A 23,741-nucleotide genomic window follows, 5' to 3' on the forward strand; every position below is an offset into this window, starting at 1 on the left:
CATTAAATCCCAACATTTTGCAACACGGAATACACACCAACTCCTGATATACTCTCCCTGCAACCATACAAGGAGTAGTTAATGGCAAATCCGCTACGCACTTTCGCCTCTTTATATAGCACGACTCTATTAACTGTGTTGGCAGGCGGTTTACTCACCACCTATTTAGGCCTACGCCTGTCGGTGATGCACGTTCCACAGCTATGGATAGGCGGCATGATGTCGGCCTATTACATCGGCCTAGTGGCGGGTTCTAAGATTGGCCACCGTTTGATTGCTCAAGTTGGGCATATTCGTGCCTTTGTCGCCAGTGCCGGGATAGTGGCTGCCTCTGCCCTCGGCCACGCCTTAGTGGATGAGCTAGCGGTTTGGCTCCTCTTAAGGCTTATCGTCGGTATGGGCATGATGTGCCAATACATGGTGCTCGAAAGCTGGCTCAATGAGCAGGCCGAAAGCAGCCAACGCGGCACTGTGTTTGCCAGCTACATGATAGTCTCGTACTTCGGCTTAATATTGGGCCAAGGTGCCATCAGCCTCTATCCTGAACTCGGCCTAGAGCCACTATTACTGATCGCCATCTGTTTTGCCCTATGTATTGTCCCCATTTCATTGACTCGCCGGATTCACCCGGCGCCACTGGTGCCCGCGCCATTAAAAATAGCCCACTATTGGCGAAAAGCCCCGCAAGCACTGACGACTATCGCCATAGGCAGCATGATTGTCGGCTCCTTTTACGGCTTGGCACCCGCCTATGCCAGTAACTTAGGTTTACCGCCCGAGAAAGTCGCCACCTATATGACGGCTACCATTCTCGCGGGTCTGCTAGCGCAATGGCCTATGGGGAAATTATCCGACATCATGTCCCGCAGTCGGCTTATCCGCATTAACTGCGTACTGCTTGGGATCTTAGCCTTAGCTATCGCCCTCACGCCTTACCATCCCACACTCTCACTGGTGATGACGTTTCTGTTCGGTATTCTTGGCTTTACCTTCTACCCCTTAGCGACGGCACTGGCCAACTCCCGTGTCGAGCAGAGTGAAAGGGTCGGTCTGTCGGCCACTATTTTACTGACCTTCGGCCTTGGCGCGAGTATCGGCCCACTTATCGCCTCAACCCTTATGCAATGGCTCGGCAATAGCATGCTTTATGGCTTTATGTCGGCCTGTACCTTAATTCTGTTTTTACGCCTGCGTTATGTTCACTCACAACAAAAGGCCGAAACTAATGTGACTCAAGACTACATCATGGCAACCGGTGACTTAGTCTCATCCCCCTTGGCGGCCGCGCTCGATCCAAGGGTTGATGTCGAATCGGTGCAGGAGCAAATGACCCCCATACTCTGCGACGATGAAGACGATTTAGGTGCCGATGCCCTCGAGGATAATGACACTGACAGTGAACAACAGCTGACATTCGAGTTTGACGTCAATCCAGAGCCGACTTTTGTTGAGGCAGAAACTAACAACCTAGAAGAATCAGATCTCGGTGCGGTAAAAACCGCTTAAGTGAGATTTCAGTTATTCGAGACAATAAAAAAGACGGGCTAGCCCGTCTTTTTTATTGAAAGCTATCGATTAGCTACGGCGTTGACGCACAGCTTCGAATAGGCAGATACCCGTTGCGACCGACACGTTTAAGCTAGAAACACTCCCCGCCATCGGAATCGAAACCAAGGTATCGCAACATTCACGACTTAGGCGGCGTAAGCCTTTGCCTTCGGCGCCCATCGCAATCGCCAGCGGCCCTTTAAGATCGGCTTGATATAGCTCGCAATCCGCCTCGCCCGCCGTGCCGACAATCCACACGCCCTTTTCCTGCAGATGACGCATGGTACGCGCAAGGTTAGTCACTTGGAATAAGGGCACGGTTTCGGCGGCGCCGCAGGCCACTTTGCTCACCACAGCCGTTAAGCCTACTGAGTTGTCCTTAGGCACAATAATACCTTGTACACCTGCGGCATCGGCGTTACGTAAGCAAGCACCTAGGTTATGCGGATCGGTAACACCATCTAAAATCAATAAAAACGGTAAGTCGGTTTTAGCTAACAACTCATCTAAGTCATGCTCACCAAGGATTTTAGCCGCCTTAACACGGGCAACGATACCTTGATGCTGAGTGCTTTCAGCCTTATCGTCCAATACTTTGCGTGAGGTCACTTGGATGCTAGTGCCAAAGGCTTTAGCCTGGCGGATCAGCGGCGTTAAACGCTCATCCTCACGGCCCTGCAACAGCCAAAGTTCAATAATGCGCTCAGGGCTGCGTTTTAACAGCGCTTCAACCGCGTGGATCCCAAAAATAATATCTTGTTTCTTCATTTACTTCTTTCTCGTGCTCCGCTTCGCGGCCTTTGGCTTTTTCGCCGAATTTTTTACGCTTTTCTTAGGCTTAGCGCCTGCTTTAGACTTGGACTTACTCGCCCCAGCTTTATCTGAACCTGCTTTCGATTTCGCGCCAGTCGATTTAGCCGCCTTAGCCATTTTTGCGCCTTCACGGTTTACCCGCTCACGCGCTGTCATCGGTTTTTCTCGACTCGGCGCAGACTTACGGCGACCGCCTTTTCCGCTATCGCCAAGCATGACTAAGTCAATCTGTCTATCATCCAAGTTTACCGCAGCCACTTTTACCGTGACGGGGTCACCCACTTGATAGATTTGACCCGTATGCTCACCAATCAAACGCTGACGCATAGGATCGAACTGATAATAATCGCTGCCCAAGCTAGAAATATGCACTAAGCCATCGATAAATAAGTCATTTAAGCGAACGAATAAACCAAAGTTAGTGACAGAGGCAATCACCGCCTCGAAGGTGTCACCCACATGGTCCTGCATAAATTCACATTTCAACCAGTCGCTTACATCACGCGTGGCTTCATCGGCACGGCGCTCGGTGTTCGAACATTCTTCACCTAAGAGGTCTAACTCATCGATCTGATAATGGTAGCCACCATCGGATGTCCACTTCTCATTGGCTACGCCTTTTTCCTTCGCCAATAAATAGCGGATCACGCGGTGCAGCACTAAGTCAGGATAACGGCGAATTGGCGATGTAAAGTGCGCATATTCTTCGAGTGCTAAACCAAAGTGGCCTTCGTTATCAGGTGTGTAGATAGCTTGGCGCATTGAGCGCAGCAACATCACTTGGATAAGCTCGGCATCGGGCCTATCGGCGATTTGCAGCATCACATTCTGGTAATCCGCAGGGGTTGGCTCGAGACCGCCGCCCATGCTTAAACCACGTTCGGCCAAAAACTCTTTAAAGTTTGCCAATTTCTGCTCAGAAGGCGACTCATGCACGCGATAGAGGATTTCACCCTTGTGCTTTTTCACAAACTTAGCAGCCGATACGTTGGCCAAAATCATACATTCTTCAATGATTTTATGAGCTTGATTACGCGCTCTTGGCACAATCTTATCGATCTTGCGCTGGTCGTTAAAAATAAACTGCGTTTCTAAGGTCTCAAAGGCAATCGCACCACGCTCGGCGCGCTGTTCATCGAGCGCCAAATAAAGCGACTGCAAACATTGCAGATGCGGGAATAGGGCTTCATGCTCAGGCGCAATCGGTCCGCCTTCGAGCATGGCGGCCACTTGGGTGTAAGTGAAACGCGCATGTGAATGCATTACCGCAGGATAAAACTTATAACCCGACAGCTTACCGCGTGCCGAAATCGTCATCTCAGCAACCATACACAGGCGGTCGACATGGGGATTGAGCGAGCACAGGCCGTTAGAGATTTTCTCCGGCAGCATTGGGATCACTTGCGATGGGAAGTATACCGAGTTACCACGGGCACGGGCTTCGGTATCTAAGGCCGAATCGGTACGCACGTAGTAGCTCACATCCGCAATCGCCACCCACAGACGCCATCCGCCACTGGGTTTGACTTCGGCGTATACCGCATCGTCAAAGTCGCGGGCATCTTCGCCATCGATGGTCACTAAGGGCAGATCTCGCAGATCGACGCGGCCAACTTTATCGGCTTCGGTCACTTCATCGGGGATCCGGCGCAGTTTTTTCTCAATCACTGCCGACCAAGTGTGGGGTAAATCGTAATTACGCAGGGCAATTTCGATTTCCATTCCTGGTGCCATTTGCTTGCCGAGCACCTCAGTAATTTTACCAGCAGCTTTCACGAATCGACCCGGACGGCGGGTCAGTTCAACCACGACCACATCGCCTTGACGGGCGCCATTGCGATCTTCTGTAGCGATTAAGATTTCTTGGGTAATGCGCTTATCATCGGCAATCACAAATGCCATGCCGCTATCGACATGGAATCGCCCAACAATCGCGGCACTGCGCGGTTGGATCAAACGGACGATACGAGCCTCGCGGCGGCCTTTACGGTCCATACCGGCTTTTTGTGCCAACACTTTATCGCCATGGAAATACATCAGCATATCGCGATTTGAGATAAATAAATCGTCACCACCTTCATCAGGTTTAAAGAAGCCGTAGCCTTCTCTGTGCCCAAGGACAGTGCCGGAAATCAGATCCATTTTTTCAGGTAAGCCGTAGCTTTGGCCGCGGGTAAATACCAGTTCACCGTCGCGCTCCATCGCCCGTAAACGGCGACGCAGGGCTTCTAACTGTTCTTCATCGTGGATCTGCAGTGCAACAGCGATGCTGTCACGGGTAATAGGTGATTTTTGAGAACGTAAGTACTCGATAATATACTCACGACTTGGGATAGGGTTTTCGTACTTATCCTGTTCACGCTCGAAATGAGGGTCTTTGATCATTCAATATCCAATATTTCTGTCTCAATCAGTAGAGACAACTCAACGGGTTCGCAAGTGCTCTTGCTGGGCCCGCGCCACTGCACTAGCGGGCATTTTAGCGGCTAACACCTGCAGTAATGACAAGGCTTTTTTCTTGGTCGCCTCATCGGTAAATACATTGTTGTATAACCAGTTATAGGCCATTTCATAGTCCCTTGGACTACCATAACCTTCACCGTATAAACGAACCAGCATCATCCGCGCGGCTAAACTGCCACTCGCCGCCGCTGGCAATAAATAATTGACCGCACGGTCTTTATTACGAATAACAAACTTACCATTTTGATAATATTCGGCAAGTTTCACCATGGCCTCGGGGCTGCCCTGCTCGGCCGCCTCTTGCAATAATCCCATCCCTTTGACTGCATTGGCTTTTACGCAGGTGCCATGGTTGAGCATTTCCCCCCACAGAAACTGATACAGGGGCTGCTTTAAGACTTCTGCGCGCGCTTCGATATCTTGCACTAACTGACAGTCATCTTGCTTAACTCTTGCCAGATATTTTTCGCCGCGGATCATTTCAAGTAATTGATCTTGAGAATAAATATCCACCGCCTGTGTTTCAGCAAAGCACATTGAAGATACTAAGGGCAGCAGCGCAACTAATGCAGTACGTAGCATAACGACTCTCAATGACAATAGGGTGAATACTTGCATCGGCAGTATAACCTATTTCTTGAGCTCAAGCCGAATTTCTAACCACAGAAAACAAACAGGAAGGAACAACAAAGGAAGAAAAGGCCGTGAAACACGGCCTCTACGATTTTAGTTAAATGGACTAACTAAAATCATCGTTTCATTACGGTCTGGACCGGTAGAAATGATGTCGATCGGCGTTTCTAACAACTCTTCAATACGCTTGATGTAGTTGATAGCTGCTTGCGGTAACTGCTCTAAAGAGGTCGCACCGAAAGTTGACTCGCTCCAGCCTGGCATAGTTTCATAAACAGGCGTGACCTGCTCATAACCTTCAGCCGCTAATGGCGTAACCTTAGAGATAGTGCCATCTGGATGTTGGTAACCCACACAGATCTTCACTTCTTTCAGGCCATCGAGTACGTCTAACTTAGTTAAGCAGAAGCCGCTTACACTGTTGATTTGTACTGCGCGGCGCATTGCCACTGCATCTAACCAACCTGGACGACGCTTACGACCAGTAGTCGCACCAAATTCATGACCTTTAGTCCCTAAATGATCACCCACTTCACATAAGAGTTCAGTTGGGAAAGGACCTGCTCCCACGCGAGTGGTGTATGCCTTCATGATACCTAAGACATAGTCTAAATGACGCGGACCAAAGCCGCTGCCTGTCGCCACACCACCTGCGGTAGTGTTTGACGAAGTCACAAACGGATAAGTACCGTGGTCGATGTCTAACAGTGTACCTTGTGCACCTTCGAACAGAATTGGCTCACCCGCTTTACGCGCGTTATCCAACAGCTCAGTTACGTCAACACACATGCTCTTCAGGTAGTCAGCTAAGGCTAACGCGTCGCTCAGTGTTTGCTCGTAATCTACGGCGTCAACTTTGTAGTACTCTGTCAGCATAAAGTTATGATATGCCATAACTTCTTTCAGCTTTTCAGCAAATAGTTCAGCATTGAACAGATCGCCAACACGCAGACCGCGACGGGAAATCTTGTCTTCATACGCAGGACCAATACCACGACCCGTAGTACCAATAGCTTTGTTACCGCGCGCTTTTTCGCGAGCGATGTCTAAGGCACAGTGGAATGGTAGGATCAGCGGACATGCTTCAGAGATCAGCAGACGTTCCTCAACAGGAATGCCGCGCTCTTTGAGCATTTTGATCTCTTTCATCAGGGCGTCAGGTGCAAGCACCACACCGTTACCGATAATGCATTTCACATTGTCGCGTAGGATGCCTGATGGGATCAGATGAAGTACGGTTTTATCGCCATTGATCACTAGAGTGTGACCCGCGTTGTGACCGCCTTGGTAGCGAACTACATATTTTGCCTGTTCTGTTAGAAGGTCGACAATCTTACCTTTTCCTTCGTCACCCCATTGAGTGCCGAGAACAACTACGTTTTTGCCCATTGTTTGCTGCAAGGTTGTGGTTAAAAAAGAATTCTAACAGATTTTAAACCGCAAGTGGTAAGGCATTTATGAAAAAATAATCAAAATGACCAGCCCTGCGGTGACTAAAGAACCGCCAATTCGGCGTAAAACTTGCTGATTTTGATGGGAAAGTTCATTTAAATATCGGCGCCATTTATTGGGGAATAACAAAGGCCCCACCCCTTCTAAAATCAGCACCAGTGCCACGGCCAGCATAAATAACTGTAAGCTCATCTTCCCCTCTCTTCGAACTGTCAGCAAAAAACACTTTCATTAACGCGAGCATAGCCAATTTTAGGCAATAAAAAACCCAGCATAAGCTGGGTTTTTTGAGATTCCAAAACGTATTAACGCTTAGAGAATTGTGGCTTACGACGTGCTTTACGTAGACCCACTTTCTTACGCTCAACTTTACGAGCGTCACGGGTTACGAAACCAGCAGAACGTAATGATGGACGCAGAGCTTCATCTAATTGCATCAGAGCACGAGTGATACCGTGACGGATTGCACCTGCTTGGCCAGTGATACCACCGCCCTTAACAGTTACATAGATGTCCAGCTTGTCAGTCATTTCAACTAGTTCTAATGGTTGACGAACAACCATACGAGCAGTTTCACGACCAAAGTATTGGTCCAAAGGACGTTGATTTACAACGATGTTGCCACTACCAGCTTTAGCGAATACGCGTGCTGTAGAGGTTTTGCGACGGCCAGTGCCGTAGTACTGAGTTGCAGCCATTTGCTTAATCCCGTTTAGATATCAAGAACTTGAGGTTGTTGTGCAGCGTGGTTATGTTCTGCGCCAGCGTAAACTTTCAGTTTACGGAACATGGCACGGCCCAGAGGACCTTTTGGTAACATACCCTTAACTGCTTTCTCGATGATCATTTCTGGCTTGTGAGCTTGCAGCTTTTCAAAGCTGATTTGCTTGATGCCACCAGGGAAGCCTGAGTGCGAGTAGTACGTCTTGCCTTGCGCTTTGTTACCAGTAACAGTAACTTTCTCAGCGTTGATAACGATGATGTAATCACCAGTGTCAACGTGAGGAGTGTATTCTGGCTTGTGCTTACCGCGTAAACGCAGAGCGATTTCGGTAGCGATACGACCTAAAGTTTTGCCGTCAGCATCAACGACGAACCAGTCACGAGTTACAGTTTCTGGTGTAGCAGTAAAAGTCTTCATTATTACAAAAACCCAAAGTTAATTTCTGTCTCACATGTTGCCTACAATGGTAAACAACACAAAATTGCCTTTCAGTACCCCTTCGAGTACTTAACTCGGCGTACAACTTCCACCTAATTTGGTGGAGTAACGTGGGCAGGTGGCGGATTATAGACAAACGTGAGCTAAAAATCACCTGATATTTTGACAAAAATCATAAAAAATCGATCTGTGAGGCTGATTTTCACTGGGATGGATGAGCCACTGGAGGTTTGCATAAAAAACGCGCTAACCTCCAATGATTGGCACTCGCTAACCTAAGGTAAATGCTCTGATTTTAAGTAATCGTGGGATTGCATTTCGATTAAGCGAGAGCGACAGCGCCTAAATTCAAAACTCAATAAACCATCGGCATAAATCTCTTCCAGCGGCACCTGCGCGGAAACAATCAACTTAACGTTACGCTCGTAAAACTCATCCACCATGGCTAAAAAACGTCTGGCGATATCATCACCCGTTAAAAATGCGCCCATTTGCTCTATGCCACTCACCAACACGGTATGATAAATCCGCGCAAGCTCCATATAATCCCGCTGACTTCGGGGACCATCGCATAAGGCCCTGAAGTCCGCGAGTAACACGCCTTGCGCCTGTTGACGTATGCTGATTGCGCGCCCTTCGATTTCAATCGCATCGGTTGATACTTCGGCCTCGGGGGCTAACTGGCGGAAATAACGCAGCAAGTTAGTATCGGCCTCTTCATCGAGTGGATGGTGATAAATCTCAGCCTGCTCCAGTGTGCGCAGGCGATAGTCGATGCCCGAATCCACATTAAGTACTTCACAATGTTGATTGATCAAGGCGATCGCGGGAAGGAATCGCGCCCTTTGCAACCCGTTTTTATACAAATCATCGGGAATGATGTTTGAAGTAGCGACTAAGACCACGCCTTCTTTAAAGAGGGCTTGGAATAAGGTGCCAAGTAGCATGGCATCTGTGATATCAGAGACAAAAAACTCATCAAAACAAATGACTCTGTATTTAGCCGCCATTTGTTTGGCAATCACTAACAAAGGATCGCGCGTGCCTTTGAGCGCATCCAGATCCAAATGCAGTTGATGCATAAAACGGTGAAAGTGCGCCCTTAGTTTTTGATTACCTGGCAGCGCATCAAAAAAAGTGTCCATTAAATAGGTTTTGCCGCGACCGACACCGCCCCACAGATACAATCCCTTGGGCGCGACAGGCGCAGACTTAAGGCCAAAGGAGGTCAATAACTTGCCTAATAGTGAGCTTGGCGCTTCGGCAGCGGTTAAATCTTCGTAGACGCGTTGTAGCGCCTTTACGGCCATTTCCTGCGCCGGATCATGGGAAAAACCATCACGACTAAGATCTTTTTGGTAATGCTGCCAAGGGCTTAACTGGGGCACGTTATTATTCTCTTTTATCCTTTGGAAAAACTGCGTCGATATTACCACGGCCACTCTGATGCGGCATATATTTATCCCCTAACAAGCTAAAGGACGCTGAATTCCATATTTCGGCACTCGGCGACAACAAAGCAAGATTAAGCGTGAAAGGATAAAAACTTATTTATAAAGCGCTATGCTGTTAACTTATTTCACTTGATGATTGAAACATTTTAAGACTTGAAAAAGACCTTAAAAGCCCACAGGTTTCACTTAAGATACACTCAATAAAATGCTGATAAAATAGCCGTTAAGAAATTAACCTTTGTTAATATTGATGAACTTTTTCAATGAGGTGCGTGTCCGAATGGTTACCTAGGCAAATAGCCGGTAACGATACAGATTCGATCTGGTGCGGACACAACTCACGACGCATTACATCCAGATCCTTGATCCCTTATTTGGAGTTATGAATAGATGAAAACGAAACTATCTGTACTTTCAGCCGCAATGTTAGCCGCAACTCTGACAATGATGCCCGCTGTCTCACAGGCCGCTATTCCGCAATCTGTTGAGGGTCAATCCATTCCAAGTCTTGCGCCTATGTTAGAGCGCACGACCCCCGCCGTGGTTTCAGTCGCGGTTTCCGGCACACACGTCTCTAAACAACGTGTACCCGATGTGTTCCGTTATTTCTTCGGCCCCAATGCACCGCAGGAACAAGTGCAAGAGCGTCCTTTTAGAGGTTTAGGCTCAGGCGTGATTATCGACGCAGATAAAGGCTATATCGTCACCAACAACCATGTGATCGACGGTGCCGATGATATCCAAGTCGGCCTGCACGATGGCCGTGAAGTTAAAGCCAAGCTGATTGGTACCGACTCAGAGTCCGACATTGCCTTGCTGCAAATTGAAGCAAAAAATCTAGTCGCGATCAAAACCTCTGATTCAGATGAACTACGCGTGGGTGACTTTGCCGTCGCCATTGGTAACCCCTTTGGTTTAGGCCAAACCGTCACCTCAGGGATCGTCAGTGCTTTAGGTCGTAGCGGCTTAGGCATTGAAATGCTTGAAAACTTTATCCAAACCGATGCGGCGATTAACAGCGGCAACTCGGGTGGTGCGCTGGTTAACCTTAAAGGTGAGCTGATCGGTATTAACACTGCGATCGTAGCCCCAGGCGGCGGTAACGTGGGTATCGGTTTTGCGATCCCCGCCAATATGGTGAAAAACCTCGTGGCACAAATTGCCGAGCATGGTGAAGTTCGCCGTGGTGTACTGGGAATTTCGGGTCGCGACCTAGATAGCCAACTCGCCCAAGGCTTTGGCTTAGATACCCAGCACGGTGGTTTTGTGAATGAAGTGACCGCGGGCAGCGCCGCTGAAAAAGCCGGCATCAAGGCAGGTGATATTATCGTCAGCGTCGATGGCCGTGCGATTAAATCGTTCCAAGAGCTGCGGGCGAAAGTCGCGACTATGGGCGCGGGAGCCAAGGTTGAACTGGGACTTATCCGCGATGGCGATAAGAAAACCGTGAATGTCACCTTAGGTGAAGCAAGCCAAACCACTGAAAAAGCTGCGGGCGCTGTGCACCCCATGCTACAAGGTGCCTCGCTAGAAAACGCTTCGAAAGGGGTGGAAATTACTGAGGTGGCCCAAGGCTCACCTGCGGCAATGAGCGGCTTACAAAAAGGCGATGTGATTGTCGGCATTAACCGTTCGGCTGTGAAAGATCTGAAATCACTCAAGGAGCAGCTCAAAGATCAAGAAGGCGCTGTCGCCCTGAAGATCCTCCGTGGTAAGAGCTTGTTGTACTTAGTGCTACGTTAATCGGTACGCCGCGCTGATCTTTATCCCATTATCAGATGCGGATCAGCATAGGGAACGCGGGTTCCCTATGCTTTAACTTGTTAAACATGTTAATCTAACTCACCTTTTTCAATACTTAGCCTGCCATGACAATAAAAGAAACCCTGTTATATCTCGGTAAAGCCGTGCTCTTCGGCCTTATCATGGCGGCCATGTTTTTGTTAGTTACACACTACTTCGACAATAAGAATCTCGGCAGCTCGTTACTGCAAAGCCGTGGTAACAACACGGTCGAACTCTCCTTTGCTAAGGCCGTACGCCGCGCCGCCCCTGCCGTAGTCAATATTTATAGCTTAAGTATCGATCAGAGCCGCCCACTGAACTCTGGTTCCCTCCAAGGCCTAGGCTCTGGGGTGATCATGAGTAAAGAAGGCTATATTCTCACTAATTATCATGTGATTAAAAAAGCCGATGAAATCGTGGTAGCCCTGCAGGATGGCCGCAAATTCACCTCGGAAGTGGTCGGTTTTGATCCCGAAACCGATCTTTCAGTGCTTAAGATCGAAGGCGATAATCTTCCTACTGTGCCCGTCAATCTCGACAGCCCACCGCAGGTGGGTGATGTGGTATTAGCGATTGGTAACCCCTATAACCTCGGCCAAACCATTACCCAAGGTATTATCAGCGCCACGGGTCGTAATGGCTTAAGTTCTGGTTATTTAGACTTTTTACAGACAGATGCTGCAATTAATGCCGGTAACTCAGGCGGCGCCTTAATCGACACTAACGGCAGCCTGATTGGTATCAATACCGCCGCTTTCCAAGTGGGCGGCGAAGGTGGCGGCCATGGTATTAACTTCGCGATCCCGATTAAATTGGCCCACAGCATCATGGGAAAACTGATTAAAAATGGTCGAGTGATCCGTGGTGCCTTAGGGATCTCAGGTGAACCGATTAACCCGGTAGTGGCGCAAATCCTCAACCTGCCCGATTTACGTGGCGTATTAGTCACAGGTGTCGATCCTAATGGCCCCGCAGCGCGGGCACAGCTACAACCAAGGGATGTGATCATCAAATACGATGGCGAAGATGTGCCAGGGGTCGAAATGCTGATGGATAGAATTGCCGAGACCACACCCGGCAAGAAAATAATGATGACGGTTATCCGCCAAGGCAAAGAGCAAGTACTACCCGTGATTATCGATGAGAAAGTCGTCGTCGATAATTAAGCTCAGTAGCTGACCTTATTAACCTCAGAATGAGGCATGTATAAAACCTCATTCTGAGTCATCGTCCAAATCACCTATTACCTCACCCATCAATTAGCAAAGCTATTTATCTTGCACTGTGATTTTTCACTGACTTTGCTCAAACAGTGAGTATCTGTTGCTGCGGCGATAGTTATCGCTTTTAGAGGTTTGGTCTCTTGATAAAACAAGTGGCAGAACCACTCGCAAGTAACTTACCTTCACTGTTTCGAATCGTGCCTTCGGCAACACCCAGCGAGCGAGAAATATGTGTCACTTTCGCTTCAGCAATAAGCAGCTCATTCATGGGAACTGGTCTCATCATTTTAACGGCTAAATCCACAGTCCCGTAGCTAACACCGGCTTCTAGCAGGCTATGTACAGCACATCCGGTGACAGAATCCAATATCGTTGCAGCAAACCCTCCGTGTACCCCTCCCATAGGATTACAATGTTGCTCTGTTGCACGGCAACCCAATACAACCGCTCCAGGGCTTACTTGAAGATTAAACATACCCATAGTGTCAAAAATCGTTGGAGGTGGTATGTAGCCGTTGATGATTGCGCTTAAATGCTCCAATCCGCTGAGATGAGAGATATTCAATTTTTATCCTTTAAATTATTTATGTTTAGTAAATTAACGAGTAACAGTACGAAGCGAATTTTTATAAAGCAGCAAAATGTAACCGATCAATATGCATCCCATTATTGCTTCTAAAGCGATAAACAAATGAATTTTGACGGCAATACTTTCTAGCGGAGCGAACTTGTAGTGTCCAAGCGTAAGCATGTTGCATGCCCCGTAAGCGATAAGAAGCAGTGCGCCTATATTATGGTGCCCTTTTTTAATCGCGTAGAATCCTAACGGCGCCAGAGGCGTCATAACAAACCAAAAGAGGTCAACAAGCTTAGGATTTAACCAGTTTGGCTCAGGATAATGGGCGAAAAAGAGGATGTTGTCGACATAATGCAAAACACTGCTCAAGAACGTAGCGATCAGTATCCATTTAAGGGAAATTAACCAAGGTCTCGATGTACTCATATGGCTTTATTTTCCTTATTAATCGCCGTGAACCAATCCAAACTTGCTTGCCATAAAGGAATCGCATTTTTACGGAAGTACCCCATATGCCCAATCTTGCCCCCTAAGAGCTTTGGTGATAAATCAAGACGGGTTAATGGCGCATTACTGTAGTGCTGAATAAAAGCATCTCGCGATGCAGGCATAGCCCAAAGATCATCTAGCGCATTGGCTGCAACCATAGGGGTCTGTACCGATTGGAAGAGTTTTTCAATTCCATCCATGGTGGGATCATCAAAAAAGTAATGACGAAAACGACACCAGTACCGCCATTGTTTAAACACGTTTTTGGGCAGATCTTCGCCCATTCCCAATAGGTTCCAAGCGCAGTATCCCTTCCACCACGTCAGGAGCGGCAGAACGATATTCCACATCGTTAGTACTTTAACTTGTTCAAACAAGGGCATATAACCATGCCAACCCGCGCCTGTACCAAATATATAAGCACCTGTGACTTTTTGATGATTTGGCAGTAAACCAAATGCATGACCGCCATAGGAATGGCCAACAATAAAGAGTGGAGCGTCATCTTTACTCATAAACTGGACTGCAGCAGCGAGATCTTGTTTACCCCAGTCGAGAAGGTTCATTTCAAAACCCTCTAGCGTTTCAGGTTTGGATTGCCCTATTCCTCGATAATCAAAGGTTAATGTTTCAAATCCTTGTTCACTTGCAAATTGAGCAAAGCGGCGATAAAACGCCTGCGGCACACCAGTCGCCCCCGCAACAATGACTCGACCTTGAATAGCTTTTTCTGTGCAAAACAGCTGACCACGGAGTAAATAACGATCTTCCGTGTAAAACGATGTTGAGATCATAGTGCTCACTAATTATAACGAGTGTCTTAATGTATTTTTGATGCTAGCCTATAACAACTGTTATAACAAGTGGGATTTTCATGGGCACAATCTCTAATGAAGGTCGTCAGCGGGTCATTGAAGCTGCCGCAATAATGCTTGCTTCAAGCGGTTTACGAGCCATAAGCATTCGTGAAGTGGTCAAGTTTTCAGGTACTCCGCTTGGTTCCGCGTATCACAACTTCCCCGGTGGAAAACAGCAGATAATTACTGAAGCTATTATTTGGGCAGGCGCTCAAGCATCCGCACAACTCAGTGCTTGTCTTGATAAAGATCGAAACAACGGCATTAATTTGTTTTTATCACTGTGGCGCCAACGTCTTGTTGGTTCACAATATCGTCATGGCTGTCCGATTGTTGCAGCTGCGATAGAACTGCCAGAAGAGGATGAAGCTTCAGAAATAAAAGCGGCAGTAGCGCGAGTATTCAGTGATTGGCAATCATTATTAGCTCAACACTTTGAGTCATTAGGTCACACAAAGACCTCAGCCAATGCCATAGCACTTAGCATTATTGCCTGCATTGAAGGCGCGGTTGTGATGTGTCGGGGATACCAAAGTATTGAACCCTTCGATGCTATTTTGGAATGTATTCCTAAATTAGTTGAGAGGACTCTCTAACTTACTCTTATTATTCCCCTGTCTTTTTAGCTGAATGAATACAATAAAAAACCAGCACTTGGCTGGTTTTTTATTGGGAGCGAATCCTACGCAAATGTTATTGCACACGCTCTACATGCGCGCCCAATCCTTGGAACTTCTGCTCGATATGCTCATAACCGCGATCTAGGTGATAGATGCGATCGACGATGGTTTTACCATCGGCGACTAAACCTGCGATCACTAGACTTGCCGAAGCGCGTAAATCGGTCGCCATCACCTGCGCCCCACTCAAAGACTCAATGCCTTGAATAATGCAGGTATTGCCTTCAAGCTCCATGTTCGCGCCCATACGGATAAGTTCTGGCACGTGCATAAAGCGGTTTTCAAAGATGGTTTCGGTAATGGTCGCCGTGCCCTGTGCTAATACGTTGAGCACGCAGAACTGCGCCTGCATATCGGTTGGGAAACCTGGATATGGCGCCGTCTTGATATTTACCGCTTTCGGACGCTTGCCTTCCATATCGAGCTCAATCCAATCTTCACCTGTGGTGATCTTGGCGCCCGCATCTTCAAGTTTCGCGATAACAGACTCTAACGAAGCAGGATCGGCCTTTAAGCAACGGATACGACCACGGGTCACAGCTGCGGCCACGAGGAAGGAACCAGTTTCGATACGGTCAGGCATCACGCGGTACTCACAGCCCTGTAGACGCTCAACGCCTTGAATACGCAGTGTGGCACTGCCAACACCGGTGATCTTCGCGCCCATGGCAATCAAACAGTTTGCCAAGTCAATCACTTCTGGTTCACGGGCCGCGTTTTCAATCACGGTTTCGCCATCGGCAAGTGCCGCGGCCATTAATAGGTTTTCAGTCGCGCCAACGCTCACCATGTCCATAAAAATATGGGCGCCCTTTAAGCGACCATCGACACGGGCCTTGATATAACCTTCTTTCACTTCAATCTTGGCGCCCATCATTTCGAGGCCATGTAAGTGAAGGTTTACAGGACGAGCGCCAATGGCGCAGCCACCGGGTAATGACACATCTGCGGTGCCATAACGGGCTAATAACGGGCCAAGGATCAGAATCGAGGCACGCATGGTCTTAACAAGATCGTAAGGTGCGCAGAACTCGTTAAGGTTCTTGGTCGAAATACGGATTTGACCATTGCCTAATTCATCCACATCGGCGCCCAAGCAGCGCAGCAATTTACAGCTGGTGCTCACATCGCGCAAATTGGGGACATTCGACACAATAAAATCAGTCTCGGCTAACACGCCTGCCATCAGAATCGGCAGCGCAGCGTTTTTAGCGCCGGAAATAATCACATCACCAGCAAGCGGAGGGCTTGCTTGAATCGCTAATTTATCCACTTTTCCTCACTACTAGCTGTTGAAAATTTTCTCGCGTTTCCATTGAGTCGGCGTGAAAGTTTTAATCGTTAATGCATGTAACTCACCGCTGGCGATATAGCTCATCAGGGGTGCATAAATGGCTTGTTGCTGTTTTACACGGCTCATGCCGTCAAAACATTCACCGACGGCGATCACTTTGTAGTGGCTGCCATCGGAGCTGGCGTGCACTTCATCGAGTGCTAACGCGTCACGTAAAATCTGTTCTATTAAGCTGCATTCCATGAAATTCGTTACCTTTTCAATTCGCTTCTTCGGTGAAGAAGGACTGTAAATCATATAAATCGATTAATTTTTTTAGCTGATCCGATGCTGAGCACAACTGCAATGGCGTGCCATGCTGGCGCACTAACGCCAGCAAAAATGCCACGCCAGCACTGTCGCTGTACTCCAGCTCAGTGAGCGACAACATTTGGGTATCTTGGCTTAACAGGCTTTGCCTTTGCGGCCAAAGTGCGACCACTTGCTCCTGTGATAAACGCCCTTTGAGGTGGCAAATTTTACCCTGTTGCACAAATTCAACCACGGCGCTTACTTCCCTGCTTTAGACTGTTTAGTCACTTTGTCTTTGGTGCGCTCTTCCAGCATCTTGATCACGGCATCAATCCCTTGTTGGCGGATAAGATTCGAGATTTCAGATTGCTTAGAGGACAGCAAACTTACGCCTTCGGCAACTAAGTCAAACGCCTTCCAAGAGTCATCCTTAAGGCGACGCACTTTAAACAACAGCTTAATCGGCGGACGACCCGCTTCGATAATCTGTACGTTGACATCGACAATCTTCTCATTGCTGAAATCACTACCGGGAAAAAACTCTACTTTTTGGTTAGTGTATTCGGTAAACGCTTGGGCATAGGTTGAGACTAGGTAGCCTTCGAAGGCATCGACGAAGCGATTGCGCTGATCTTCGGTCGACTCTTTTAAATACTGGCCTAACACTTTGTAAGAGGCGTATTTATAGTCGATATAAGGCATCAACTCTTCGCGCACGATCACCTTTAAATGATCCGCATCGGCGTCGATCAAGGCTTTATCTTGATGAAAGCGGTCGAAGGTTTTGTTGGCAACGGATTTCACCATGGCGTACGGATCCATAGTGTTAATCGGTGCATCATCCGCCAGTGCGGTCGTTGCGGTAAATATCCATACTAACGGCAGTAAAAAGCGCGATAAGCGTTTAAACATAGCGGTAACCCCTATTTATCCTTTGAACCCATACTATATAAGAACTGACCAATCAGATCTTCTAACACTAATGCGGAGCGAGTATCGTCAATCTTGTCGCCATCCTTAAGCATACTCACATCATCATCGACAAAGCCCGGTGTTAATCCGAGGAACTGCTCACCGAGTAAACCTGAAGTTAAAATAGCTAAGCTACTGGTTTCAGGGAACTTATCGAAACGTTTGTCCATCACAATCGTCACCACAGCCACCAGTTTGACTGGGTCTAAATCAATCTTACTCACGCGGCCAACCACTACGCCGCCGACCTTGACCGGAGAGCGTACCTTTAAGCCACCGATATTGGTGAAGTTGGCGGTGAGGGTATAGCTGCTGTCGCTGGTCTGCACTTCAATATTGGCGACTTTAAACACCAACACCAAAAAGGCCGCTAAGCCCGTTAAGAGAAACATACCCACTAATAATTCAATTTTTCGTGTCAACATGCTCAGTTACCACTCTGTTAATCCGTCTATCTGTATCCTTGGCGCTGCAATCCGTTAGCGGCCAAACATCAGGGCTGTTAGTAAAAAGTCCAATGCCAGTACGGCGAGGCTCGATTGCACCACGGTTGAGGTGGTTGCACGGCTGATCCCTTCAGGATTCGGCACCACTTGATAACCGCGGTATAAGGCAATCCAAGTCACCACCACGGCAAACACGCCGCTCTTAATCAGGCAGTTCACTATGTCTTGGCGCCATTCGACCGAGGCTTGCAGAATCGACCAGAAAGCCCCGCCATCGATACCTTTCCATTCCACGCCCACTAAATGGCCGCCATAAATGCCTACCGCAGTAAACATCAGCGCCAACAGCGGCATACTGATCACCCCCGCCCAAAAGCGTGGCGCAATGATTTGCCTGAGCGGGTCAATCGCCATCATCTCTAAGCTGGATAACTGCTCGGTACTCTTCATCAAACCGATTTCGGCGGTCAGCGCCGAGCCTGCGCGGCCCGCAAATAATAATGCGGTGACCACAGGACCGAGTTCGCGCAGTAAGCTTAAGGCCACCATGGGGCCTAAGCTCTCCTCAGTACCAAAACCGACTAAGATGTTGTAGCCCTGCAGCGCCAACACCATGCCGATAAACAGGCCCGAGACCACAATAATGACCATAGATTGTACGCCGACCACATAGATTTGGCGCACTAATAATGGAAAACCTTTACGCACCCGAGGCCAGCGAAAAATCGCGCCCCAGAGCATCAGGCCCGCACGGCCAAAACCGAGCACTAAATCGATAGCGCTGCGGCCGAGGTCGGCAATACTGTCGAATAACTTCACTTGCCAGCTCCTTTAGCCATTAATTCTTGCTGATAATCCTTCGCCGGATAGTGGAAAGGCACTGGGCCGTCGGGCGCGCCTTGAATAAACTGTTTGAGCTGCGGATTGTCCGCATGCTTTAACTCCTCAGGCGTGCCATGGGCGATCACTCTTTTATCGGCCACCACATACACATAATCTGCAATTCCGAGTACTTCATCCACATCGTGGGACACCACAATCGAGGTCAGATTCAACGCATCGGAGAGTTCGCGGATAAGTTTCACCAGTACGCCCATGGAAATCGGGTCTTGTCCGGCAAAAGGCTCATCGTACATCACCATTTCAGGCTCAAGGGCGATTGCCCGAGCAAGGGCGGCACGGCGCTGCATCCCACCGGATAACTCACTTGGCATCATCTGCGCGGCGCCACGCAGGCCAACGGCTTCGAGCTTCATCAATACGATTGAGCGGATAATCTCTTCAGGTAAACCCGAGTGCTCACGCAGCGCAAAGGCGACGTTATCGAAGACGTTGATATCGGTGAATAAGGCGCCACTTTGAAACAACATACTCATGCGCTTACGCAGTTCGAATAATTGGCTACGACTCGCGGCATGCACATCCTGACCATCGAACAACACTTGGCCGCTATCGGGCGTTAATTGGCCACCGATAAGCTTAAGCAAAGTGGTTTTACCTATACCACTGGGGCCCATAATGGCGGTGACTTTGCCCCGAGGGATAGACAGGCTAATATCTTCATATATGACACGCTGGCCACGGCTGAAGCCCAAATGACGGATCTCAACCAACGGCGTTTGTTCTTGAGTCATGCTTGATTCCGATATTTGAAAAGAGGTGGCCTACGCTTCCTGCCCAGACCAATCGAAGAGCCGCAAATTGTACGTAATTGCGCTTTAACCTACAACAGAATCGACACTATCGTCCTGCGATACTTTCAATTTGCCTCATTTCCAGCGAGAATGCGCCCTAAGTTTTCGCTCTGTGAAGATAAAGTGTTACTTAATGTTTTCATCCTTGTTGATTAATCAGCAGGATTGTTTAGTTAAGGCTAATAAGATAAGCGAAATAACACTGAACTAGGCAAGACAACTTAACTCAAAAGCCATATTGAATGTCAAACTGGTTATCATGGCGGCCATAGCAATAAAAGTGGCAGCACAAAACAACCAAGACGATGATTTTGCTCAAGGCATTCAATCGCTAAACAGGTTATCCTACCCTATTGCCTCAAACCCTATAGGCAAGGGCAGAACAATAAGACGCTACTCCGAGTAAGAAGCCGTTAATTTTATCATCTTTATCGCGTACCAAATTGTGCTATTCCAATCCCAGAACGGGGCGACAAAGACAATGCAAGAAGAGAGATAGACATGGTAGACCAATCACAATTACGCCAGTGGGGCTGTAAAGTCATCGATATTGAAAAATCGGCCCTCGACAATCTTTATCAATATGTCGATTCCGTTGAATTTGCCCAAGCCTGCGAGTTAATTCTCAACTGCACCGGCAAAGTGATCGTGATGGGGATGGGGAAATCAGGCCACATTGGCAATAAAATCTCGGCCACCCTCGCCAGCACAGGCACCCCAGCGTTTTTTGTCCATCCAGGCGAAGCCAGCCATGGTGACCTAGGCGTGCTCTCTGACAATGATGTGATTCTTGCGATTTCAAACTCGGGCGAGTCGAGCGAAATCCTCGCGCTGATGCCAGTTATCCAGCGTAAAGCCATCCCTGTGATTGCCATGACTGGCAAGCCAGAATCCACCATGGCGCGTCTCTCTAAAATTCATTTATGTATTGAAGTACCTGAGGAAGCCTGCCCGCTTGGGCTTGCGCCAACCTCCAGCACCACGGCAACCTTAGTCATGGGCGATGCCATCGCCATTGCGCTGCTGCAAGCCAAAGGCTTTACCCGGGAAGATTTCGCCATGTCCCATCCGGGCGGTGCCTTAGGCCGTAAGCTGCTGCTTAAAGTCAGCAACGTGATGCACAGCGGCGATGATTTACCACTGGTTAAACACGATATCTGCATCACCGATGCCCTGTATGAGATCTCCAAGAAAGGCCTTGGCATGACTGCGGTTATCGATGAACAAAACAAACTCGTGGGTATCTTTACCGACGGCGACCTGCGCCGCGTTATCGATGCCCAAGTCAACCTACGCACCACGCCGATTGCCGATGTGATGACGCGAAACTGTGTCACAATTACTGAAAACGTTTTAGCGGCGCAGGCGCTGCAAGTGATGGATTCCAAAAATATCAACGGCCTGATAGTGATAGATAAAGAACATCATCCTGTCGGAGCCCTCAATATGCTCGATATGGTTAAAGCGGGAGTGATTTAATGCCACAGCAAGGTTTTTATGGCCCCATCAGCGACGATGTTTGGCAAAGGGCGCAAAAAATTAAACTGCTGATCTGCGATGTGGACGGGGTGTTTTCCGACGGCCGCATTTATTTGAGCAACTCAGGGGAAGAACTCAAAGCCTTCCACACCCGCGATGGTTATGGCGTGCGCTCATTATTGACCAGTGGTTTTAATCTGGCGGTCATCACTGGCCGTCAGTCTAAAATTGTCGAAAACCGCATGACGGCTCTGGGTGTGACGCATATTTATCAGGGCGTGGATAATAAATTCGTTCCCTATGAAGAGCTGCTGTCGCTCTACAATGTCACCCCAGAAGAAGTCGCCTATATCGGTGATGATATTGTCGACTTGCCGGTGATGAATGTGGTCGGCTTGGCCGTCTGTGTTGCCGATGGTCATCCCTATGTCCGTCAACATGCCCATTTTGTGACTCACTTGAATGGTGGACATGGCGCACTCAGGGAACTCACGGATCTGCTCTTGCTGAGCCAAAATAAGTTCACTTCCGCCCATGGGATGAGCATATGAGTCGTGTGACCCTCGCCATTATCGCCTTTTTTGGTACTGCGCTGGTGCTATATTGGCAAGTGCAGCAAAAACGCGGTGGCGATACGGATGACAGCTTGAACGTCAGTGACAGACCCGATTACATTATCGAAGATCTGCGCAGCATTGAGTTTAATGAGCAAGGGCAAGTTAACAGTCGCGTCACGGCAAAGCACATGGAACACTATGAGCTGAAAAACCAAACCGACTTTACTGAGCCCGTTTATCTTGTCTATCCCGACCAAGGTAAAGCAAAATGGCAGATCCGAGCCGATCAAGGTCGACTCAACAAAGATACCGGCAAGGTTGTATTAGAAAATAATGTTATTATCGATGCCATCAGCCCTGGTGAACCCATACAGACATTGTCCACCAGTTTTTTAGAACTCGATCTCAACACTATGATAATGACCTCTGACCGCATCATTTACGTCACAGGGAAAGATTTTAATATTCAAGGGCAAGGCCTTTATGCCGACCTTAACGCGCAGGAAGTGCAATTGACCAGTCAGGTAGTAGGAACCTATGAAGCAAAATAACATATTACTTGCCGGCCTAATGCTAATCACCAGCATGAGCGCCTTCGCCAAGGTTGGTGACTTACAGCAAGAAGTGAAAATTAAAGCCGTTAGCCAAACTGCGGACATTAAAAACAACCAGATCATTTTCTTCGGTCCGGTTGAAGTCACCCAAGGATCGATCAAAATCCATGCAGATCAACTACGTGCATTTTCTGCCGAAGGGGAAAACAGCAAGATTTTAGTGGCAACCGGTAATCCTGCGACGTATAGCCAGATCCTCGACGATGGACGCCCAGCTTCAGCGAGCGCGAAAGAAATTCGCTACGAAATGGCGACCCGCACCCTAACTTTGACGGGCTCAGCGAGCCTAGACCAAGCGGGTAGCCAAGTGACGGGTAACCTCATCCGTTACGATATTATTCAGCAAAAATTGATCGCTGAAAGTACGGGTAGCGGTGATGATCGCGTGATTACCATTATTCAACCTGATAACTATCAGGAAGAGATCAAGAACCAGCCCGCGGACAAACCTGTGAAAAAACAGGACTCTAAATGACCCAAATCACCTTAAAAGCACAGAATCTCGCTAAGAGTTATAAGAGTCGTCAGGTTGTGAAAGATGTCAGCCTGACGGTGAAAACGGGTCAAGTCGTCGGCTTACTCGGCCCAAACGGCGCAGGTAAAACCACCACCTTTTACATGGTCGTGGGCTTAGTCAAAAGCGATAAAGGCCATATCTTTATCGACGATGATGATTTAACCGCCGATCCCATGCACCTGCGCGCCCGTAAAGGCATTGGTTACCTGCCACAGGAAGCCAGTATCTTTCGCAAGCTGACCGTGCACGACAATATCATGGCAGTACTGCAAACCCGTAAAGAGCTCAATCGCGATCAACGCGAAGAAGAGCTGGAACATCTGCTCGAAGAGTTCCATATCACCCATATTCGCGATAGCCAAGGCATGTCGTTATCGGGCGGTGAACGTCGCCGCGTCGAAATTGCCCGCGCCTTAGCGGCCAATCCCAAGTTTATTCTGCTCGATGAACCCTTCGCCGGTGTCGACCCGATTTCGGTTATCGATATCAAGAAAATCATCGAACAACTCAAGAGCCGAGGCCTTGGGGTACTGATCACAGACCACAATGTACGCGAGACCTTAGACGTCTGTGAACATGCCTACATTGTCAGTCACGGAAACCTGATTGCCGAAGGAACTCCCGCAGAGATCTTAGACAATCAGCAAGTTAGGGCTGTGTACTTAGGTGAACAATTCAGGCTATAGTTACTTAAACAGAGCCAATTAGCCTTGAATTTTGGCTTATAAGCGCCATCAATAT

At 48.3% G+C, this 23,741-nt stretch carries 27 protein-coding genes; 9 read left to right on the forward strand and 18 right to left on the reverse strand.

What is annotated here, in order from left to right; genetic code table 11:
* Positions 1-81 precede the first annotated feature (81 nt).
* On the forward strand, positions 82-1,506 hold the full coding sequence (locus B5P39_RS12400; RefSeq protein ID WP_088211728.1) for an MFS transporter: 1,425 nt from the start codon (positions 82-84) through the stop codon (positions 1,504-1,506).
* Positions 1,507-1,575: 69 nt separating this feature from the next.
* On the opposite strand, the gene rlmB is transcribed toward B5P39_RS12400, so the two are convergent.
* The 8 genes from rlmB to zapE form a co-directional block, all read right to left on the reverse strand.
* Complete coding sequence (gene rlmB / locus B5P39_RS12405) at positions 1,576-2,316, reverse strand: 23S rRNA (guanosine(2251)-2'-O)-methyltransferase RlmB (RefSeq protein ID WP_088211729.1); 741 nt, start codon at positions 2,314-2,316, stop codon at positions 1,576-1,578.
* Positions 2,317-4,746 carry a ribonuclease R gene (gene rnr / locus B5P39_RS12410; protein ID WP_088211730.1) on the reverse strand — a complete coding sequence of 810 codons (2,430 nt, stop codon included), beginning with the start codon at positions 4,744-4,746 and terminating at the stop codon, positions 2,317-2,319.
* 39 nt (positions 4,747-4,785) lie between these two features.
* Complete coding sequence (motX, locus tag B5P39_RS12415) at positions 4,786-5,442, reverse strand: flagellar protein MotX (protein WP_011715863.1); 657 nt, start codon at positions 5,440-5,442, stop codon at positions 4,786-4,788.
* Between the two features lie 108 nt (positions 5,443-5,550).
* Positions 5,551-6,846 (reverse strand): adenylosuccinate synthase, encoded by a 1,296-nt coding sequence (locus B5P39_RS12420; protein ID WP_086901986.1) that lies wholly within the window; start codon positions 6,844-6,846, stop codon positions 5,551-5,553.
* 66 nt (positions 6,847-6,912) lie between these two features.
* Positions 6,913-7,101, reverse strand: a complete 189-nt coding sequence (locus B5P39_RS12425) for a DUF2065 domain-containing protein (protein WP_011715861.1) — start codon at positions 7,099-7,101, stop codon at positions 6,913-6,915.
* 113 nt (positions 7,102-7,214) lie between these two features.
* Entirely contained in the window at positions 7,215-7,607 is a 393-nt protein-coding gene (rpsI, locus tag B5P39_RS12430; protein WP_006083052.1) for a 30S ribosomal protein S9, read from the reverse strand.
* A 14-nt stretch (positions 7,608-7,621) separates the two neighbouring features.
* The gene (rplM, locus tag B5P39_RS12435; protein WP_011073682.1) at positions 7,622-8,050 is read right to left on the reverse strand and encodes a 50S ribosomal protein L13; all 429 of its coding nucleotides are present in this window, start codon (positions 8,048-8,050) and stop codon (positions 7,622-7,624) included.
* Between the two features lie 296 nt (positions 8,051-8,346).
* Complete coding sequence (gene zapE, locus B5P39_RS12440) at positions 8,347-9,459, reverse strand: cell division protein ZapE (protein ID WP_088211731.1); 1,113 nt, start codon at positions 9,457-9,459, stop codon at positions 8,347-8,349.
* A gap of 456 nt (positions 9,460-9,915) precedes the next feature.
* Here zapE and degQ point away from each other — a divergent pair, with 456 nt between their 5' ends.
* Together degQ and degS are read left to right on the forward strand one after the other, a co-directional pair.
* Positions 9,916-11,268 carry a Do family serine endopeptidase DegQ gene (gene degQ, locus B5P39_RS12445; protein WP_011624007.1) on the forward strand — a complete coding sequence of 451 codons (1,353 nt, stop codon included), beginning with the start codon at positions 9,916-9,918 and terminating at the stop codon, positions 11,266-11,268.
* Between the two features lie 125 nt (positions 11,269-11,393).
* The gene (gene degS / locus B5P39_RS12450) at positions 11,394-12,476 is read left to right on the forward strand and encodes an outer membrane-stress sensor serine endopeptidase DegS (protein ID WP_088211732.1); all 1,083 of its coding nucleotides are present in this window, start codon (positions 11,394-11,396) and stop codon (positions 12,474-12,476) included.
* Positions 12,477-12,657: 181 nt separating this feature from the next.
* Here degS and B5P39_RS12455 read toward each other — a convergent pair whose 3' ends face one another.
* From B5P39_RS12455 to B5P39_RS12465, 3 genes are read right to left on the reverse strand one after another with little or no spacing between them, the layout of a single operon-like run.
* Positions 12,658-13,098, reverse strand: coding sequence for a PaaI family thioesterase (locus tag B5P39_RS12455; protein ID WP_088211733.1), 441 nt, complete (start codon positions 13,096-13,098; stop codon positions 12,658-12,660).
* Between the two features lie 33 nt (positions 13,099-13,131).
* Complete coding sequence (locus B5P39_RS12460) at positions 13,132-13,536, reverse strand: hypothetical protein (RefSeq protein ID WP_088211734.1); 405 nt, start codon at positions 13,534-13,536, stop codon at positions 13,132-13,134.
* Entirely contained in the window at positions 13,533-14,393 is an 861-nt protein-coding gene (locus B5P39_RS12465; protein WP_088211735.1) for an alpha/beta hydrolase family protein, read from the reverse strand. Before B5P39_RS12465 ends, B5P39_RS12460 begins: the two co-directional genes overlap by 4 nt.
* A gap of 80 nt (positions 14,394-14,473) precedes the next feature.
* Here B5P39_RS12465 and B5P39_RS12470 point away from each other — a divergent pair, with 80 nt between their 5' ends.
* Positions 14,474-15,052 (forward strand): TetR/AcrR family transcriptional regulator, encoded by a 579-nt coding sequence (locus B5P39_RS12470; RefSeq protein ID WP_088211736.1) that lies wholly within the window; start codon positions 14,474-14,476, stop codon positions 15,050-15,052.
* 97 nt (positions 15,053-15,149) lie between these two features.
* Here the strand turns inward: B5P39_RS12470 and murA are convergent, their stop codons facing one another.
* Genes murA through mlaF form a run of 7 tightly spaced genes read right to left on the reverse strand, consistent with a single transcriptional unit; the run spans position 15,150 to position 19,773 of the window.
* The gene (gene murA / locus B5P39_RS12475; protein ID WP_011621482.1) at positions 15,150-16,409 is read right to left on the reverse strand and encodes a UDP-N-acetylglucosamine 1-carboxyvinyltransferase; all 1,260 of its coding nucleotides are present in this window, start codon (positions 16,407-16,409) and stop codon (positions 15,150-15,152) included.
* Between the two features lie 12 nt (positions 16,410-16,421).
* Positions 16,422-16,673, reverse strand: coding sequence for a BolA family protein (locus B5P39_RS12480; protein ID WP_011621481.1), 252 nt, complete (start codon positions 16,671-16,673; stop codon positions 16,422-16,424).
* A 16-nt stretch (positions 16,674-16,689) separates the two neighbouring features.
* On the reverse strand, positions 16,690-16,974 hold the full coding sequence (locus B5P39_RS12485; protein WP_011715854.1) for an STAS domain-containing protein: 285 nt from the start codon (positions 16,972-16,974) through the stop codon (positions 16,690-16,692).
* A gap of 5 nt (positions 16,975-16,979) precedes the next feature.
* A complete protein-coding gene (locus tag B5P39_RS12490; RefSeq protein WP_088211737.1) occupies positions 16,980-17,633 on the reverse strand; it encodes an MlaC/ttg2D family ABC transporter substrate-binding protein in 654 nt (217 codons plus the stop codon).
* Positions 17,634-17,644: 11 nt separating this feature from the next.
* Positions 17,645-18,118 carry an outer membrane lipid asymmetry maintenance protein MlaD gene (gene mlaD, locus B5P39_RS12495; RefSeq protein WP_011715852.1) on the reverse strand — a complete coding sequence of 158 codons (474 nt, stop codon included), beginning with the start codon at positions 18,116-18,118 and terminating at the stop codon, positions 17,645-17,647.
* A 54-nt stretch (positions 18,119-18,172) separates the two neighbouring features.
* A complete protein-coding gene (gene mlaE / locus B5P39_RS12500) occupies positions 18,173-18,958 on the reverse strand; it encodes a lipid asymmetry maintenance ABC transporter permease subunit MlaE (RefSeq protein ID WP_011715851.1) in 786 nt (261 codons plus the stop codon).
* Complete coding sequence (gene mlaF / locus B5P39_RS12505; protein WP_011715850.1) at positions 18,955-19,773, reverse strand: phospholipid ABC transporter ATP-binding protein MlaF; 819 nt, start codon at positions 19,771-19,773, stop codon at positions 18,955-18,957. The genes mlaE and mlaF overlap by 4 nt, the downstream gene beginning before the upstream one ends.
* A gap of 561 nt (positions 19,774-20,334) precedes the next feature.
* On the opposite strand from mlaF, the gene B5P39_RS12510 reads away from it, so the two are divergent.
* The 5 genes from B5P39_RS12510 to lptB are packed head-to-tail and all read left to right on the forward strand — an operon-like array spanning position 20,335 to position 23,686.
* A complete protein-coding gene (locus B5P39_RS12510) occupies positions 20,335-21,312 on the forward strand; it encodes a KpsF/GutQ family sugar-phosphate isomerase (RefSeq protein WP_011715849.1) in 978 nt (325 codons plus the stop codon).
* Positions 21,312-21,863, forward strand: a complete 552-nt coding sequence (gene kdsC, locus B5P39_RS12515) for a 3-deoxy-manno-octulosonate-8-phosphatase KdsC (protein ID WP_023268678.1) — start codon at positions 21,312-21,314, stop codon at positions 21,861-21,863. Before B5P39_RS12510 ends, kdsC begins: the two co-directional genes overlap by 1 nt.
* On the forward strand, positions 21,860-22,420 hold the full coding sequence (lptC, locus tag B5P39_RS12520; RefSeq protein WP_011715847.1) for an LPS export ABC transporter periplasmic protein LptC: 561 nt from the start codon (positions 21,860-21,862) through the stop codon (positions 22,418-22,420). Before kdsC ends, lptC begins: the two co-directional genes overlap by 4 nt.
* Entirely contained in the window at positions 22,407-22,958 is a 552-nt protein-coding gene (gene lptA, locus B5P39_RS12525; protein WP_088211738.1) for a lipopolysaccharide transport periplasmic protein LptA, read from the forward strand. Before lptC ends, lptA begins: the two co-directional genes overlap by 14 nt.
* On the forward strand, positions 22,955-23,686 hold the full coding sequence (gene lptB / locus B5P39_RS12530) for an LPS export ABC transporter ATP-binding protein (protein WP_011621471.1): 732 nt from the start codon (positions 22,955-22,957) through the stop codon (positions 23,684-23,686). Before lptA ends, lptB begins: the two co-directional genes overlap by 4 nt.
* The last annotated feature ends 55 nt before the right edge of the window (positions 23,687-23,741 follow it).

Origin of the sequence: Shewanella sp. Shew256 (genome assembly GCF_002196695.1) — a bacterium.
Taxonomy (GTDB): Bacteria; Pseudomonadota; Gammaproteobacteria; order Enterobacterales; family Shewanellaceae; genus Shewanella; species Shewanella mangrovisoli.